This window comes from Nitratiruptor sp. SB155-2 (genome assembly GCF_000010325.1).
GTDB lineage: Bacteria > Campylobacterota > Campylobacteria > Campylobacterales > Nitratiruptoraceae > Nitratiruptor.
Genome location: NC_009662.1, coordinates 873018 through 889372 on the forward strand (window position 1 = coordinate 873018; position 16355 = coordinate 889372).

The 16355-nt window shown below is 39.0% G+C and carries 17 protein-coding genes; 10 read left to right on the forward strand and 7 right to left on the reverse strand.

All coding sequences use genetic code 11. The features are described from left to right. Positions 1-12: 12 nt before the first annotated feature. The 6 genes from NIS_RS04730 to NIS_RS04755 all read right to left on the reverse strand — a co-directional run bounded on the left by NIS_RS04730 (position 13) and on the right by NIS_RS04755 (position 4643). A complete protein-coding gene (locus NIS_RS04730; protein WP_012082245.1) occupies positions 13-702 on the reverse strand; it encodes a lysophospholipid acyltransferase family protein in 690 nt (229 codons plus the stop codon). Beyond that, a complete protein-coding gene (locus NIS_RS04735; RefSeq protein WP_158297270.1) occupies positions 686-1555 on the reverse strand; it encodes a hypothetical protein in 870 nt (289 codons plus the stop codon). The genes NIS_RS04730 and NIS_RS04735 overlap by 17 nt, the downstream gene beginning before the upstream one ends. 160 nt (positions 1556-1715) lie before the next feature. Continuing rightward, positions 1716-2387: a phosphoribosylformylglycinamidine synthase subunit PurQ gene (purQ, locus tag NIS_RS04740; protein WP_012082247.1), complete on the reverse strand. Its 672-nt coding sequence runs from the start codon at positions 2385-2387 to the stop codon at positions 1716-1718. After that, entirely contained in the window at positions 2384-2629 is a 246-nt protein-coding gene (gene purS / locus NIS_RS04745) for a phosphoribosylformylglycinamidine synthase subunit PurS (RefSeq protein WP_012082248.1), read from the reverse strand. Before purS ends, purQ begins: the two co-directional genes overlap by 4 nt. Next, positions 2626-3345 carry a phosphoribosylaminoimidazolesuccinocarboxamide synthase gene (purC, locus tag NIS_RS04750; protein WP_012082249.1) on the reverse strand — a complete coding sequence of 240 codons (720 nt, stop codon included), beginning with the start codon at positions 3343-3345 and terminating at the stop codon, positions 2626-2628. The genes purS and purC overlap by 4 nt, the downstream gene beginning before the upstream one ends. After that, complete coding sequence (locus NIS_RS04755) at positions 3342-4643, reverse strand: S41 family peptidase (RefSeq protein WP_012082250.1); 1302 nt, start codon at positions 4641-4643, stop codon at positions 3342-3344. Before NIS_RS04755 ends, purC begins: the two co-directional genes overlap by 4 nt. A gap of 232 nt (positions 4644-4875) precedes the next feature. On the opposite strand from NIS_RS04755, the gene NIS_RS04760 reads away from it, so the two are divergent. Beyond that, positions 4876-7464 (forward strand): ATP-dependent Clp protease ATP-binding subunit, encoded by a 2589-nt coding sequence (locus NIS_RS04760; RefSeq protein WP_012082251.1) that lies wholly within the window; start codon positions 4876-4878, stop codon positions 7462-7464. On the opposite strand, the gene NIS_RS10025 is transcribed toward NIS_RS04760, so the two are convergent. Then, entirely contained in the window at positions 7461-8762 is a 1302-nt protein-coding gene (locus NIS_RS10025; RefSeq protein WP_012082252.1) for a GGDEF domain-containing protein, read from the reverse strand. The genes NIS_RS04760 and NIS_RS10025 overlap by 4 nt on opposite strands. Positions 8763-8901: 139 nt before the next feature. Between NIS_RS10025 and rpmH the strand changes: the two genes are divergently transcribed. From rpmH to metE, 9 genes are read left to right on the forward strand one after another with little or no spacing between them, the layout of a single operon-like run. Then, on the forward strand, positions 8902-9036 hold the full coding sequence (gene rpmH, locus NIS_RS04770; RefSeq protein ID WP_012082253.1) for a 50S ribosomal protein L34: 135 nt from the start codon (positions 8902-8904) through the stop codon (positions 9034-9036). Continuing rightward, entirely contained in the window at positions 9033-9362 is a 330-nt protein-coding gene (gene rnpA, locus NIS_RS04775; protein WP_012082254.1) for a ribonuclease P protein component, read from the forward strand. The genes rpmH and rnpA overlap by 4 nt, the downstream gene beginning before the upstream one ends. Then, the gene (yidD, locus tag NIS_RS04780; protein ID WP_012082255.1) at positions 9356-9673 is read left to right on the forward strand and encodes a membrane protein insertion efficiency factor YidD; all 318 of its coding nucleotides are present in this window, start codon (positions 9356-9358) and stop codon (positions 9671-9673) included. The genes rnpA and yidD overlap by 7 nt, the downstream gene beginning before the upstream one ends. A 3-nt stretch (positions 9674-9676) precedes the next feature. Beyond that, positions 9677-11263 carry a membrane protein insertase YidC gene (gene yidC / locus NIS_RS04785; protein WP_012082256.1) on the forward strand — a complete coding sequence of 529 codons (1587 nt, stop codon included), beginning with the start codon at positions 9677-9679 and terminating at the stop codon, positions 11261-11263. Beyond that, positions 11260-12000: a Jag N-terminal domain-containing protein gene (locus NIS_RS04790; RefSeq protein WP_012082257.1), complete on the forward strand. Its 741-nt coding sequence runs from the start codon at positions 11260-11262 to the stop codon at positions 11998-12000. The genes yidC and NIS_RS04790 overlap by 4 nt, the downstream gene beginning before the upstream one ends. Then, entirely contained in the window at positions 11984-13330 is a 1347-nt protein-coding gene (gene mnmE, locus NIS_RS04795; RefSeq protein WP_012082258.1) for a tRNA uridine-5-carboxymethylaminomethyl(34) synthesis GTPase MnmE, read from the forward strand. Before NIS_RS04790 ends, mnmE begins: the two co-directional genes overlap by 17 nt. Then, the gene (ruvX, locus tag NIS_RS04800; protein ID WP_012082259.1) at positions 13320-13712 is read left to right on the forward strand and encodes a Holliday junction resolvase RuvX; all 393 of its coding nucleotides are present in this window, start codon (positions 13320-13322) and stop codon (positions 13710-13712) included. The genes mnmE and ruvX overlap by 11 nt, the downstream gene beginning before the upstream one ends. Beyond that, a complete protein-coding gene (locus tag NIS_RS04805) occupies positions 13702-14121 on the forward strand; it encodes a hypothetical protein (RefSeq protein ID WP_012082260.1) in 420 nt (139 codons plus the stop codon). Before ruvX ends, NIS_RS04805 begins: the two co-directional genes overlap by 11 nt. Next, positions 14087-16345, forward strand: coding sequence for a 5-methyltetrahydropteroyltriglutamate--homocysteine S-methyltransferase (gene metE / locus NIS_RS04810; protein ID WP_012082261.1), 2259 nt, complete (start codon positions 14087-14089; stop codon positions 16343-16345). Before NIS_RS04805 ends, metE begins: the two co-directional genes overlap by 35 nt. Positions 16346-16355 lie beyond the last annotated feature (10 nt).

Consider the following 16355-nt stretch of genomic DNA (forward strand, 5'->3'; position numbering starts at 1 on the left):
TTTAAAGAATGCTTATGGGCAGAGTCGAGATTTTCCTTTGTCTACTGTTTCTTGCATTTTATGGCGAAGCTCTTTGAACCATTCATCTTGCGGATCTGGATAGAAGCTTGGCATGTAGATCACTTTGATGGTGCCCGGATTGAGTTCTAATGTTTTGCTATCGAAACGTTTTCTTGCACAAACGATGACAATAGGTTGGACTTTTAGTTTTAGTTTTTCCGCTATGATCTTTGCTCCCGGTTTGAAGGGGAGTAGTTTGTCTCCTCTGGCACGAGTTCCTTCTGGAAAAATCGCAATCGTCTTCTTTTTCGATTTCTCTTTAGACTCTTTAAGAAGATGTATCAAAGATTTTCTATCTTCCCGATCTAGGCGAATATTTCCGGGAAGTTTTAAGAGAAGACCGAAAAAGGGGGTGTCGAAGAGTTCTTTTTTTGCAATCCAGACCATATCCCATGGATAGACAGATTCAATTACCGGTATATCGATGAGGCTTGAATGATTCATGATTATCATTTTTGCATCGGGATCTGGTTCCCCTTCTGTCACTACATTTATGCCAAGAAGAAAAAGGATTGCTTTCGTAAAGAATCGTTTTATCGATTTATACTGTTTTTTTGGGAAAATGATAAAAGTAAGAATATTCAAAGTAACCATTAGTACAATTATAAAAGCTGCGTATATACCTCTAATCTTTGCAAACATCATCTTCTTTGACCCATCCTATTTTTTTATCTGGAAGCATTATTTTTATATATCCATTTGCTTCATTAAGTTTGAAGAAACTATTTTTTTTATTATTAATCTTGAAAATGGTACTCTGTTTCGTAGGCAATATATATATCTTACTCCCTTTTTTAATGCACACTTTTTCCGCAGGAATCAACAAATATCCCATATATCCAAGCATTACAACGGCCAAAAGTATCCAGAAAATACCTCTTTTCCATATTCCATAGAGCAAGAAGAGTATGCCAAACATTCCCAGAAGAGCTATTTTGGTAAAACGGCTTTTATCCTCGGTAGGATTGATATCTGATTGTGTACTGACAATCTCGTCTTTGACAATGATAGGAATACTTATCAGTTTAAACTCTCTAGCGTCAGGGTCGAAATAATGGAATCGAAGCTGTGAAAAATGCGAAGGCAATATCGCGTAGTAAAGAATATCCATGACTGGAAACGATTCATTTATCTCTTTGATTTTTTGGAGTCTTGCAAAAGGGAGTTTAAAATCTTCAAGATTTGCGTACAATCCGACGATGCGCATCAAAATGAGATTAGATGTACGGTCATACTGGACAGAATCAAACTCTTTTATATCAAGCCTCTTTGCTAAGACATGGCAAAAATTTTCCGGTGCATTGAGCTGTTTTACTTGAAGAGGGAGGCCTGTCAGTCTTTGTCGGATCTCTTGAAAAGAGAATATGACATCTGGGAGTTTAGCAGGCACCCCCGTCACTTTGAAATAGATCTTTTTAACGGCATAGCCATCAACTATTTGCAAAGGTTCTTCACTGTATCGCATCTGTAGATTCAGTTCATTTTGGAATACCATAGGAATCTGATCTTCGGGAGTTAAACCAGGGATAAAAAATTTGATTGTAACTGGGAAGATCTCCCCGACAAACAGAGAGTCAGGGACTTTATCCCATTTCGCCAATGAAGTAGCGGCGTGAAGTTGAAAAAAAAGAAGACCCAAAAAGAGTATGAGTCGTTTAATGGAGAAATCCTTCTATCATTTTTATGCCATCATCACTCCCCAGGATTTTTTCACAGGCACGCTCAGGGTGGGGCATTAATCCAAAAACGTTTTTTGTTTCATTGCATATCCCGGCAATCGCATCAATACTACCGTTTGGATTGTCATAGTCACCATCTTTATCGCAATATTGTAGAAGTACTTGTTGATTCTCATACATCTGTTTCAATTTTTCTGGCTCCACATAATAGTTTCCTTCCGCATGAGCGATGGGGATATTGAGGATATCGCCTATTTGTAATTTTTTTAAGAAGGCATTGTTGTTATTGAGAACTTTAATATATTGAAATTTGGAGACAAAATGAAGGTTTTCATTGCGTTTCATTGCACCTGGCAGAAGGTGAGACTCCAAAAGGATTTGAAAACCATTACAAATCCCAAGAACATAGCCTCCTTTTTTGGCAAATTCAACGACCGCTTTCATAATAGGACTGAATCTTGCGATAGCACCGCTTCTGAGATAATCGCCGTAACTAAATCCTCCAGGCAATACTACAAGGTCCGTATTTTGAGGAAGGGAGTCGTGTTTATGCCATACGATTTGGGTTTGAGCACCGATAAGTGAAAAAGCATAATCGGTATCGAACTCGCAGTTTGTCCCTGGAAAACGTATGATGGCTACTTTCATCGTACTATCTCTATATCGTAATCTTCTATAACAGTATTTGCAAGAAGTTTTTCACACATCTGCTCAACCTCTTTTTTTGCCTCCTCTTCACTCATTGTACCTGAGAGTTGCAGTACGATCTGTTTTCCCACACGGACATCTTCCACGTTTCGAAAACCGAGCTGCTGCAGTGCATGATGAACAGCTTTCCCTTGAGGATCGAGAACACCCTCTTTCAAATAGATATTGACTATCGCTTTCATTGCATCACCTTTGTAATTCTTTTTAACACCTCTTCGTATGCCACTTTTACATTGCCAAGATCATGTCTGAAAAGATCTTTGTCCAGTTTTTCGCCACTGGTTTTATCCCAGAATCGACAGCTGTCTGGACTAATCTCGTCTGCAAGGATAATGTTACCTTCACTATCTTTTCCAAATTCTACTTTAAAATCTACTAGGTTGAGGTTTGCTTTATCGAAGAAACTTTTGAGGACCACGTTGATCTCTCGACCCAGGCGTTTCAACTCTTCCAATTCGCTTTCATGATCGACAAGTTCCAAAATGAGTGCGTGCTCATCATTGATCAAAGGGTCATGAAGTGCATCATTTTTGTAGTAAAATTCGACCAAGGCAAAAGGAAGCTTTGTTCCATCAGGAATCCCAAGCCTTTTTGTTAACGATCCAGTGGCAATATTGCGCACAACCACTTCGATCATGATCATTTCTGCTTTTTTGATAACCATCTCATTTTCACTGATACATTCTACAAAGTGGGTTTTGATGCCTTGTTCTTCCAAAAGTTTGAAAAGATTGGCGCTTATTTTACAATTGAGTGCACCTTTTCCAGCTTCTTCGGATTTTTTTTGTGCATCAAAGGCGGTGAGGGAGTCCTTGAATTCGGCTATTAATATATTTTCATCATCCGTTTTCCATATCTTTTTTGCTTTACCTTCATACAAAAGCTCTGTTTTTTTCATTTATGCTCCTTAGCTATAATCAAGGCTTTAAGAATGTCATAAGCCTCTTTGAGTTGCGCGTCATTGTATAGTGCTGTTTCATCAATGAGGTTCTTTTGCTCTTTTTTCGTCTCTTTTTTAGGTTTTTTGCCTTCTATCTTTTCTAGTTCACTTTTGAGGTGTGCTTTGAGCTCGGCCTCTTTAATCATGAACTCATCCTCTTTTTTCTCTACTTTTCCTGGGTAAACCGTAATATCAGGTGTAATACCTTTTGCCTGAATAGTTCTTCCGCTTGGAAGGTAGTATCTTGCTATAGTAAGTTTGATCGCCTCATCTTTATCGATCGGCAAGATAACTTGTACGCTTCCTTTCCCAAAGGTTTTTTCTCCAACGATCACAGCCCTGTGATGGTCTTGCAATGCACCGCTGACGATTTCACTGGCACTTGCGCTTCCACCATTGACGAGTACAACAATGGGAGTATCTTTGATCGTTCCTATGCTGTGTGCTTTATAGACTCTATTTTCTGATTTTATCCGTCCTTTTTGCGATACGATCACTCCTTTGTCGATAAAAAGGTCAGAAAGTCCCACTGCTTGATCGAGTAGACCGCCTGGATTGTTTCTAAGATCTATAACGATCCCTTTCGTTTTAGGATTGGCTTTGAGATATTTTTTTACATCATGGACCACTTTTTTATCGAAATTGGTGATTCGAAGATAGAGGTATTCGGGATTTAGGATATGTTTTGCATAGACCGATTGTACTTTGATTATCGCACGAGTGATTTCGACGACGAAAGGCTTCGCTGTTCCTTTTCGAAAAATTGTGAGTTTGATTTTTGTACCGGGCTTGCCTCGCATAAGGTTAACGGCTTCATCAAGTGTCATATCCAAAGTGGATTTATCGTTTATTTTTAGAATGATATCGCCTGCTTTGAGGCCAGCTTTATCTGCAGGAGTTCCTTCCAGTGGTGCAATAACCGTAAGTGCCCCATCTCTCATGCCCACAGTGATGCCAAGCCCTCCAAACTCTCCTCGTGTTTGTATCTGCAGTTCTTTATAATGTTTTTTGTCAAGGTAGGCCGAATGTGCGTCAAGATTGCTCAAAAGCCCGGCAATCGCTTTGTTGATAATCTCCTCGATATTGAGTGGATCGACATAGTATCTTTCTACTGTATTGACAACTTTCGTAAACTTGGCAACAGCCTGTAGTTTCGTTGTCAAGTTGTCATCGTAACTGTTTTTTGCAAGCATAGTGCTGGCACTAAGCAAAAACGCGACAGAAACACCTATGTAAAATGGTTTGCTTTTTTTCATCTATTCCCTTGTATAGGCTGATATTGTAGTGCAATATTATAAGGAATCATTACTAAAAGTTGGCTAAATGGCAAATGCAACTTTAGTATCACTATGGAATGAGAAAGTTTGCTATGATTGAGAAGTGTAAAAAAGTCTTAAATAATTTTTGTCAAACAAGATCAAATAACTTGACAATATTAGACTAAAATAATATAATTGAAAAAGAATAAATATTATGAAAGGAGAAAATATGAGCAATATTTTCGAAAAGTTGACACACAAAATGACGGAGACTTTAGATAGTGCTGTCAGTCTTGCTTTGCACAATAAAAATCCGGAAGTGGATGTGGCTCATGTACTGTGGGCACTTTTGACTGATACAGGCTCTATTCTGAATCAAGCGCTCAATAAAATGGGAGTAGATAAAACTCCAATTGAACTTGAAGTAAAAAGCGTAGCTGATAGACTGCCTAAAGTCTCTTCTATTACAAAAGAGAGTATCAAAATCTCTCGGAACCTTGCCGAAAGTCTTCAGAAAGCCGAAGGCTTGATGGTGAGGAATGGCGATCAGTACCTGGCTGTCGATACTTGGATTGAAGCCAATACGGATAATCCAGTCTTTAAAGAGGTTCTTGGAAAGTATGTAGATCTTTTTGAACTCAAAAAAACCCTTGAAGCGATTCGCGGTGGTAAGAAAATAGAGTCTCAAACAGCAGATGAAACCCTCGAAGCACTTGAAAAGTATGGGATCGATTTAACGAAAAAAGCAGCAGAAGGCGAGCTCGATCCAGTGATTGGGCGGGATGAAGAGATCCATAGAGTGATGCAGATTTTGATTCGAAAAACAAAAAACAATCCAATCTTGCTTGGTGAACCGGGTGTTGGTAAAACTGCTATCGTAGAAGGACTGGCACAAAGAATCATCAATAAAGAAGTTCCTTTGAGTTTGCAAAATAAGCGAGTCATTGCTCTTGATATGACCTCATTGGTGGCTGGGGCGAAATATCGAGGTGAATTTGAAGATAGGCTCAAAGCGGTTATTGATGAAGTGAAAAATGCGGGGAATATCATACTTTTTATCGATGAGATTCATACAATCGTTGGAGCGGGTGCCAGTGAAGGAAGTATGGATGCAGCGAATATCTTAAAACCAGCTTTGGCACGAGGTGAACTCCATACAATCGGTGCGACAACTTTGAAAGAGTATAGAAAATATTTTGAAAAAGATGCGGCGCTGCAAAGACGTTTTCAACCTGTAAAAGTGGAAGAACCGAGTATCAATGAAGCGTTGCAGATTTTAAGAGGACTTAGAGAGCGTCTTGAAGCGCATCACAATGTACAGATCTTAGATAGTGCTTTGGTTGCTGCTGTGAAGCTCTCAAGCAGATACATTACTGATAGATATTTGCCAGATAAGGCAATTGACTTGATCGATGAAGCAGCGGCAGAACTGAAAATGCAAATCGAGTCTGAACCGTTTGAGCTTAGTAAAGTCAAACGCGAAATTCAGCAGCTCTTAGTTGAAAAAGAAGCACTTTTAATGGAAAAGAGCAAGAAAAATGAAGAACGGCTCAAAGAGATAGAAAAAGAATTGGCCGATCTTGAAGAGAAAAAGCGTGCGCTCGAATCACAGTTTGAAACAGAGAAGAAGATTTTCAAAGAGATTGCAGAAATTAAAGAGAAAATCGAACGACTTAAAGCAGAAGCCGAAAAAGCCAAACGAGAAGGTGACTATAACAAAGCGGCTGAAATCGAATATGGTCAGATTCCACAAATGGAGCAAAAGCTTGCTGAACTCAATGAACAGTGGAATCGAATGCAAGAAGCCGGAACCCTTTTGAAAAACGCCGTTGACGAAGAGATGATAGCCAAGATTGTGAGTAAATGGACGGGTATTCCAGTTACAAAAATGCTTCAAAGTGAAAAAGAGAAAATCTTGCATGTTGAAGATGAACTTAAAAAATATGTTGTTGGACAAGATGCCGCTATCAAAGCAGTTGCAAGAGCGATCAAGAGAAACAAAGCGGGACTTTCTGATACCAACAGACCAATTGGTAGTTTTATGTTCTTAGGACCGACAGGTGTGGGTAAAACGGAAACAGCGAAAACGTTGGCACGATTCCTGTTTGATACGGAAAAATCGCTCATACGAATAGATATGAGTGAATATATGGAAAAACATGCAGTGAGCAGACTCGTTGGTGCACCTCCAGGATATGTTGGATATGAAGAGGGTGGTCAGCTTACTGAAGCGGTACGAAGAAAGCCATATAGTGTCGTGCTTTTTGACGAGATAGAAAAAGCGCATCCAGATGTATTCAACATTCTTTTGCAAGTGCTTGATGATGGGCGCCTAACGGACAACAAAGGTGTGACAGTCGACTTTAGAAACACTATCATCATTATGACAAGTAACATTGCAAGCGATAAGATCATGGAATTCAAAGATCCTGAAGATAGAGAGAAAGCGGTCAAAGACGAGTTGAAGCGCTATTTTAAACCAGAATTTTTGAACCGGCTTGATGATATCGTGATATTCAATCCTCTTGGCGAGCAAGAGATTGTCAAGATTGTGGATATCATGTTTGCAAGGATCCAAGAAAAACTCAAAGAGCGAGATATCAAGATCGAGCTTACTGAAAGCGCGAAAAAACTGGTTGCAAAAGCCGGGTTCGATCCGGTATATGGAGCTAGACCGCTCAAACGAGCCCTTTATGAGATCGTGGAAGATACATTGGCTGAGCTTATCTTGGAAGATAAAGTCAAAGAGGGCGACAGCGTAAAATTCGACGCTGAAGGTGATCAGGTAGTTGTTTATGTCAATGGTCAAAGAGTCTAGTCTCTTTGGCCCTTGATAGCCTTTTTGTTTTTGTACATTCTTTTGTCTGCTACTTCGATCAGTTTTTTGATATCTTCACCGTCATCTGGAAACAAAGAAGCTCCTATTGCCGCACTCACTGAAAATTCTATATTCCTATGATGGATCGGTTTTGACAGAAGATTGTCAATTTTTGTTGTGATTGCATCAATATTCTTTTTCCCCACATTTTTAATACACAAAATAAATTCATCTCCTCCATATCGGCAAACGAAGTCATCTTGGCGAATAATGTTTTGTAATCGTTTTGAAATAATCTGTAGACAATAATCCCCGAATTGATGCCCATATGTATCGTTGACAGGCTTAAAATCATTGAGATCAACAAAAAATATGGCAAATTTTTTCTTGTTTTCGACAAATTCATTCAGTGTTTGATTTAAAAACGTAAAACATGCAGCTCTACTGTACGTTTTTGTCAGTTCATCAATATGTGCCTGTTCTTTGAGAAGTGCTTTTTGTTTTACATGATCTGTTATCTCTTTGATTAATATGCTTATGGTATCATCCAAAACAATGATTTGAATGTCGAAAAATCTGTTTTTCAAACCCAAATGATCTTGAAAAGCAATCTTTCTCTTTTTTGTGGAAGATACGATTTTTGATCTGTTTTCAATGTCTATATATTCTAAAAAGTTGTTTCTGTTTTTTTGTTCTATATTTTTCCAATATTTTGAACTTTCCAAGATACTAAAATGAAGATCAGTGATGAGGACAATATCTTTTTTCAAATAGGAGAAAAGATCGAAAAGTGATCGTTCTATTTTTCTTTTATGAATATTTTCTTGAATGAGATGGAGCAGATTTGATGTCATTGATTGAATATCATCTTTTTCCCTGTCGAGCTCTTTGAGGCACTCTTCATTGAGAGAGTTCGTTTGTAAAAAATCCTGTAAAAAGACTGCTAGTACATAAATCCGTTTTAAAAATTGATCAATAAGTCTGTAAACCATCAGATATAAAACGAAAAATAGAGAAACCAATAAAATGTTTGGTGTAATGATGAAGCGATAATAGGAAAAAGATGGTCTGTATCGTATGATGCCATCTTGAACATGAATCTCTAAAGGCGTATTGCGAATTGCATTCCATATGGTATCAAAAAAGGAGAGAGGTGCTATTTGGGAGTATTTTAAAGTAAGTTCTTGTTGTATGATGGAGTAGTATTGATAATTTGCGGCCACTATAAAAAAGAGATATATAATCAAAAAGGTTAGTACAATTCTCGTACGGAAGGTTTTGAGGAGATACTTTTCCATAACGAATCCTTATCTTTAACCATTATATCACGTTCGTGTATCCTCTATCATTGCATAAATTCTCTATTTTAGGAACTAATCTCGAATTAAGTTCAGTTTTAGTAAACTTAGGCTCAAAATTTTATGGAAAAGGACGTGTATGAAACGAACATACCAACCGCATAACACGAGACGAAAAAGAACGCACGGTTTTAGAGCTCGAATGAAAACCAAAAATGGCCGGAAAGTGATCAATGCTAGAAGAAGAAAAGGTAGAAAAAGATTGGCAGTATAAAAGGGGTTCAAACTCTCAAAACGAAAAGGGAGTTTGATTATGTTTATAAAAGGGGAATAGCTTTTCATTCCCCATATTTTGTTCTATTTTACATACCAGATAAAGATATGAGAATAGGGTTTGTCGCAAGTAAAAAAGTCGGCAAAGCAGTTCAAAGAAACAGGGCGAAACGAGTTCTCAAAGCTCTTTTCATACAATATTTTGATCAACTCCCAATAGGACGGTATGTTTTTGTTGCCAAGCCAAAATTGTTGGGGGCGGATTTTAAAAGAATTGACCAGGAGATGACCAAGATCCTGGAACGAATAAAGAGACGAAAATGGTAAAAAAGAGTCTACTTGTCTTGCTAAAAATCTATCAAAAGGTTTTTACACTTCTTTCATATGGTAGCTGTAGATACTATCCAACTTGTTCGGAATATGCTGTTTGGAAGTTAGAGCAAGACAATCTGTTTCGAGCTCTTTTTCATACCACATTTCGCATTCTTCGATGCAATCAACTCTTCCCAGGTGGAATAGAGTATCCTACAATTCGAAAAGAAATTTGTAATGTGTCATACAAAAAAATAGCCGTGAAATACTGGCTTATTCCTAAAAGTGAATCGGAATATTTTCTCATAAAAAATTTTAAAAGGTAGCCAATGTTAGAAAAGATGAGTACAAATCAACGTGTATTACTTGCTACAATAATCTCTTTAGTAGTGTTTTTCGCATACGATTTTTTCTTTATGCCTCAGCAGCCAAAACAGCCTCTTGAGAACAACGCATCAACCAAAACAGTAGCTCAAGCTACTACAGCAGCTGCTCCCATGCAAAATAGTGGTCAAAATATGAAAGCACCGTTAGGTAAGGAGAGCGATAAGCCAAGTCAACAGCTGGTTAAAATCACATCAGCGAAATTTGATCTGTTTATCGATAATCTAGGAAGAGTTTCGCAAGTAATTTTGGAAGAGAAAAAATATAAAAATGAGTCCGGTTCTCAAATAAAGCTTTTTGATCAAAACAGGCTTCCAAAGCCTTTAGAGATCCGATTTAGCGACAATGCTTTGAACGAAAAAGCTTTTAAAACACCTTATAGATATGATGGGCCAAAAGAGATCTCTTTGTCTGGTCCCACTACGATTACACTCAAACAAGATTTAGGGGTAACGGAAGTTACGAAAAAGATTACCGTCTATCCAGATGGCCATTATGAAGCGTCTATAACTCTTACAAAGAGTAGTCCATACTACATCTCACCAGGTTACAGACCAGATGTCCGTGTCGATGGATATACGCTTCATGGAGCGTTGATCAAAGAAGCAGATGATACGATAACAATCATTGAAGATGGCGATGCAAAAGGGACGGAAGTTTTCAAAAAAGCAAAAATAGCTGCAGCTTTCGATAGATACTATGCGACACTTTTTTATGATCTGAAAAATGGCCTTAATGTGGTTGTATCGAAAGACAGTGAAGAAAATCCAATTCTTTTTGTTCAAGGATCTCAAAATTTTCATGTTGACGGCTATTTCGGTCCTAAAGAGTACGAAACTCTCAAAGCAATAAATCCAGAATTAACAGATGTAATAGAATATGGGTTCTTTACATTTATTGCCAAACCGATGTTTAAAGCACTTTTGGCACTTTACCATCTCATAGGCAATTGGGGTTGGGCTATCGTTGTATTGACTATCATCATACGAATTATTCTTTTCCCTTTGACGCTCAAGGGAATGCTCTCTATGCAAAAGCTCAAAGACCTCGCACCAAAAATCAAAGAGCTTCAGCAAAAATATAAAGGCGATCCACAAAAACTCAATGCCCATATGATGCAACTCTATAAAAAACATGGTGCAAATCCAATGGGTGGCTGTCTTCCTATGCTTTTGCAAATTCCTGTCTTTTTTGCAATTTACCGGGTTTTACTCAATGCGATCGAACTCAAAGGAGCCCCTTGGATCTTGTGGATTACGGATCTCAGTAGTAAAGACCCATACTTTATTTTGCCTGTTTTGATGGGTGCCACGATGTATATTCATCAAAAAATTACTCCAACCACTATTACAGATCCTATGCAGAAGAAAATTTTTGAATGGTTGCCGATTGTCTTTACATTCTTTTTCTTGACATTCCCAGCCGGTTTGACTCTATACTGGTTTGTAAACAATATCCTATCAATCATTCAGCAGCTTATTGTCAACAAGATTTTTGAAGCCAGGAAAGTGGCGCAAAAGGAAAAAGCATGAGCGAACAGATGAAGTTTGAAGCACCGACACTGGAAGAAGCCTATACAAAAGCTTCGGAAACGTTTGGGAAATCTATAACAGAACTTGATGTGAAGATCTTGCAGCATCCATCGAAAGGGATTTTAGGTATCGGTAAAAAAAATGCCATTATCTTGGTTTCTGAAAAATCTGAGGAACCAGAAGAAATTTCACCTATCGCAGAAGCCCCATTGCCTAAAATCGAGACAGACACGGAAGAGAAAGAGATTTTCGACAATTTTTACAAAGAGGAAAAAGATATCAATGAGATCGCAAAAGAAGTGCAAAAAGATATCAATAGACTCTTTCAAAATGCTTGCTTCGAAATTGATACTATTGAGGTAAAACCGTATGACAAAGAGACGCTATTGATCGAGTTCAATGGAAATGATGCTGCGTTGCTTATTGGAAAAGAGGGGTATCGCTATAAGGCGCTCTCCTATATGCTTTTTAATTGGATCAATCCAAAGTATGGCCTTCAGCTTCGGCTTGAAATCGCCGAATTTCTCAAAACGCAAGAGGAGATGATTGCAAACTACCTCGCACCCATTATCGAAAGGATTAAAGAAGAGGGTAAAGGACAGACAAAACCGCTCGATGGTGTCCTTGTTCAAATAGCCCTCAAACAACTCCGAGAAGCTTTCCCAGATAAATATGTAGCTATGCGAGAGAATAGATACGGACAAAAATACGTCATTGTCAATGAATTTCGAAAATAATTCCACCATAGCCGCTATCGCTACAGCCTATGGAGTGGGCTCCATAGCGATTGTTCGTATCAGTGGTCCAAAATCGTTGAGCATTGCGCAAAAACTCTCCAAAAAAAAGGATATTCAACCAAGAGTAGCCCATCTCGTAACGCTTTACGATGATCAAAGTGAACCAATTGATCAAGCGATCCTCATCTATTTCCAGGCACCCAAAAGTTTCACCGGCGAAGATGTTGTAGAGTTTCAGTGCCATGGTGGAGTTGTTGTTGCAAATATGATTTTGCAAGAGCTGCTCAAAGCTGGTGCCAGACTCGCAAATCCCGGTGAATTTAGCAAACGTGCCTTTTTCAATGGTAAAATAGATCTTAGTGAAGCAGAAGCGATCGCGAAGATGATCGAGGCTAAAAGTGAAGATGCTGCGAAAATTTTGGCCAAGCAGATTAAAGGAGAGCTCAAAAACTATATAGAAAATCTGCGAGAAAAACTGATCCGCATTTTAGCTTATGTAGAGGTCAATATCGACTATGCCGAAGAGGATCTGCCCAAAGATTTACAGGAACAGATAGAACAGCAACTCAACGATATCCAAGAGGAGCTCCAAAAAATCGTTGCATCAAGTAAGCGAAGGGCTGGACTGATCGAAGGTTTTAAAGTCGCTATCATTGGAAAACCGAATACCGGAAAAAGCTCTTTACTCAACGCCTTGCTCGATTATGAGCGAGCGATTGTCAGCGATATAGCTGGAACAACAAGAGACACCATTGAAGAGAGCGTTCGCATAGGAACGCATCTTGTAAGGTTCGTAGATACCGCCGGTATCAGAGAAGCGCACGATACGATAGAAAAAATAGGAATTGAAAGAAGCATTCAAGCGATCGAAGAGAGTGATATCGTTATAGCTATGTTTGATGCTTCAAAACCCTTAGATGCGGAAGATAAAAAGATATTGGAACTGATTGAGAGCTATAAAGACCAAAAAGAGTTCATCGTAGTAGCCAATAAGGTAGATAAAGGAAAGCATCTAGACCTATCCGATTTTGACGCTTTGTATATGAGTGTAAAAAAAGAGATTACACCTTTGACTCAAAAACTCCAAAAACTCCTTGATAGTTTCGCAAATACAGAGGAGATCATGCTTGTAACAAGCAGGCAGATAGAAGCGGTGACATATGCCCTAGAAAACATAAATCAAGCACGTACACCTTTGCAGATGGGCGAGCTTGAGATATTCGCTTTTCATATCAACAGGGTCATTGAATCGATAGGTTCTATTACCAGACCGATGCAAAGTAGTGAACTGTTAGATAAAATGTTTGGGGAGTTCTGTCTTGGCAAGTAGGATTGCAGCAATTGACGTTGGTCTGAAACGAATAGGAACGGCTATCTGTTTGGATGGAAAAATAGTATTGCCTCAAACCCCTATTATACGAAAAAATAGAAATCAAGCTGCTCGTGATGTAAGCAGTTTTTTACGAGAGTGGAATATCGATACGTTGGTTGTTGGGATACCTGATGGAACTTCAAAAGAGGAGATGCAAAGGCGTATTGCCCATTTTGTCTCTTTGTTGGATTTTGATGGCGTAGTGGAATTTGTGGATGAAGGGTTTACCTCCCATGAAGCGAAGGAGGCAACAAAAGGTGTCATAAAACACAAAAAAGACGGAAAAATAGACTCTATTGCCGCACAAAAAATCCTTGAGAGGTGGCTGCTTGGTCGCTAAAGGTTTTGGAAAAAACTATTTTCGGCTTACTGCCATTACAGCTACCGTGAATGCTGTAACTCTTCAAAAAGAGGCCGTTCGTTGCAAATATTTTTTCCTCGTGCATCTATTTGATCAAAAATGTGATTCTCCCCCGGATGAGATAGTTGAAGAACAACCTATAGAAATCGAATCTACAGAAGAGGGTTCGAAACCTTGCTATTGCAATCTCTTCTTTGCATGTCTGGCCCATAAAGTTTTACGACTCTCTCGTATAAAAAAACCGCCGATTTGCAAATGTCGCTACACAAAAACAGGTATCGCTCCTCCTTTTTCTTTATCAACCTGCCAAATCAATACACCGAAACAGACTATAAAAAGAAGAAGGAGAAGATATGACATATGTAACAGGATTCCCAAGAATTGGTGAACAAAGAGAACTCAAATTTGCTTTGGAAAAGTACTGGAATAAAGAGATCGCTTTAGACGAACTGCAAAACGTTGCAAAATCACTTCGTAAGCGACACTGGAATTACCAAAAAGAGGCGGGAATAGACTTTATCAGCTCAAACGATTTCAGTTTTTACGATCAGATGATTGACACGATCGTTATGGTTGGGGCAGAACCTGAGGAGTATAAAGATTTGGAAGGGTTGGATCGCTATTTCGCGATGGCTCGAGGTGACAAAAATCATAAAGCGCTCGCAATGACGAAATGGTTCAATACAAACTACCACTATTTCGTGCCGATACTCCATAAAGACCAAACATTTTCTCTCAATCTGGATAAAGTAACAAACGAATATCAAGAGGCGAAAGAACTGGGTATAGAGACAAAGATCAACCTTATCGGGCCGGTAACCTTCTTGGCACTTTCAAGAACGACTGATGGTTCAAATCCGCTCGATCTTCTAGATAGGCTTCTTCCAATCTATCAAGAAGCGTTAAACAGACTTGAAAAGATTGGTGCTAAATACGTTCAACTTGATGAACCGGCATTGGTGAGAGATCCGGATGAAAAACTCCTCGCTGCATTACAAAAATCGTATGAAACCTTAAAAGCAGATAGTCTTGAACTTTTTGTCGTAACCTATTTTGAGCATGCAAATGAAGCTGTCCAAATACTCGTCGATACCTCCATTGATGGAATTGGTCTCGATTTCGTACATGGTCCTAACAATAGAGAATCTGTTGAAAGAATTGCAAAAAGTGGAAAAAAACTTATCGCCGGCGTAGTTGATGGTAGAAACATCTGGATAAGTGATATAGAGAAGAAAGTGGAATTTTTAAACACACTCCCGATAGACAAGGACCAGCTCGTCGTCTCAACAAGCTGCTCACTTTTGCACGTTCCATATACTTTGGAATATGAAGAGAAACTGGACAGCAACATAAAGACCTGGCTCGCTTTTGCAAAAGAGAAATTAAATGAGCTTAGAATCATTGATAAGCTTTATAGAAGCAAAGAGCTTGGAGATGATGAAGCACTTTTGGAAGCCAATAAAAAAGCAAATGCAACTAGAAAAAGCTCTACTCAGATTCACAACAAAAGTGTCCAAGATAGACTTGCAAACTTGACAAAAGAGGAATGTGAACGATCTATGCCAGCAACAAAGAGACTTGAGCTTCAGCATGAAATCCTCGGATATCCGATCTTGCCGACTACGACAATCGGAAGTTTTCCACAAACAAAAGAGGTTAGGGCCATTAGAAAAGCTTACAAAGATGGTGTGATGAGTGAAGAGGAGTACAAAGAGAAGATCAAAGAGCAGATTGCATACTGCGTCAAAGTGCAAGAAGATATCGGTCTTGATGTTTTGGTGCATGGCGAGTTTGAGAGAAACGATATGGTGGAGTATTTCGGCGAGTTTCTTGAAGGGGTGACATTTAGCCAAAATGGATGGGTGCAAAGCTATGGAAGCAGATGCGTCAAACCTCCTATCATTTTCGGGGATGTCAGCAGACCAAAACCGATGACGGTAGAGTGGATTACCTATGCACAAAGTCTCACGGACAAACCGATGAAAGGGATGTTAACCGGTCCTGTGACGATGCTCAACTGGAGTTTTGTACGAGATGATCTTAAACGGGAGTCGGTCTATAAGCAGATGGCGTTGGCGATTGCCGATGAAGTGAAAGATTTGCAAGAAGCCGGTATTAAGATTATCCAAGTAGATGAAGCGGCTTTCAAAGAGGGGTATCCTTTGCGAGATGCAAATAGAAGCGAGTATGAAAGAGTCGCTGTTGAGAGTTTTAAAATCGCAACCGCCGTGGCTAAACCCGAAACACAAATTCACACCCATATGTGTTACAGCGACTTTAACGATATCATGCCGACAATTGATGCGATGGATGCAGATGTGATTTCCATCGAGACGGCACGAAACGGAAACAGACTCTTGGAGGCTTTTAAAAACTACAACTACCAAAAAGAGGTTGGTGCGGGCGTTTACGATATTCACTCTCCGAGAATTCCGAGTAAAGAAGAACTTATTAAAGAGATTGAACAAAGAATGCAGGTTTTCCCAGCCAGTAAACTTTGGATCAATCCGGACTGCGGGCTTAAAACCAGAAAATGGGAAGAAGTGATTCCGGCTTTGACAAATATGGTAGAAGCAACGAAAGAGGTGCGAAAACGTATTGTTAAGCTATAATTTCAAAGGG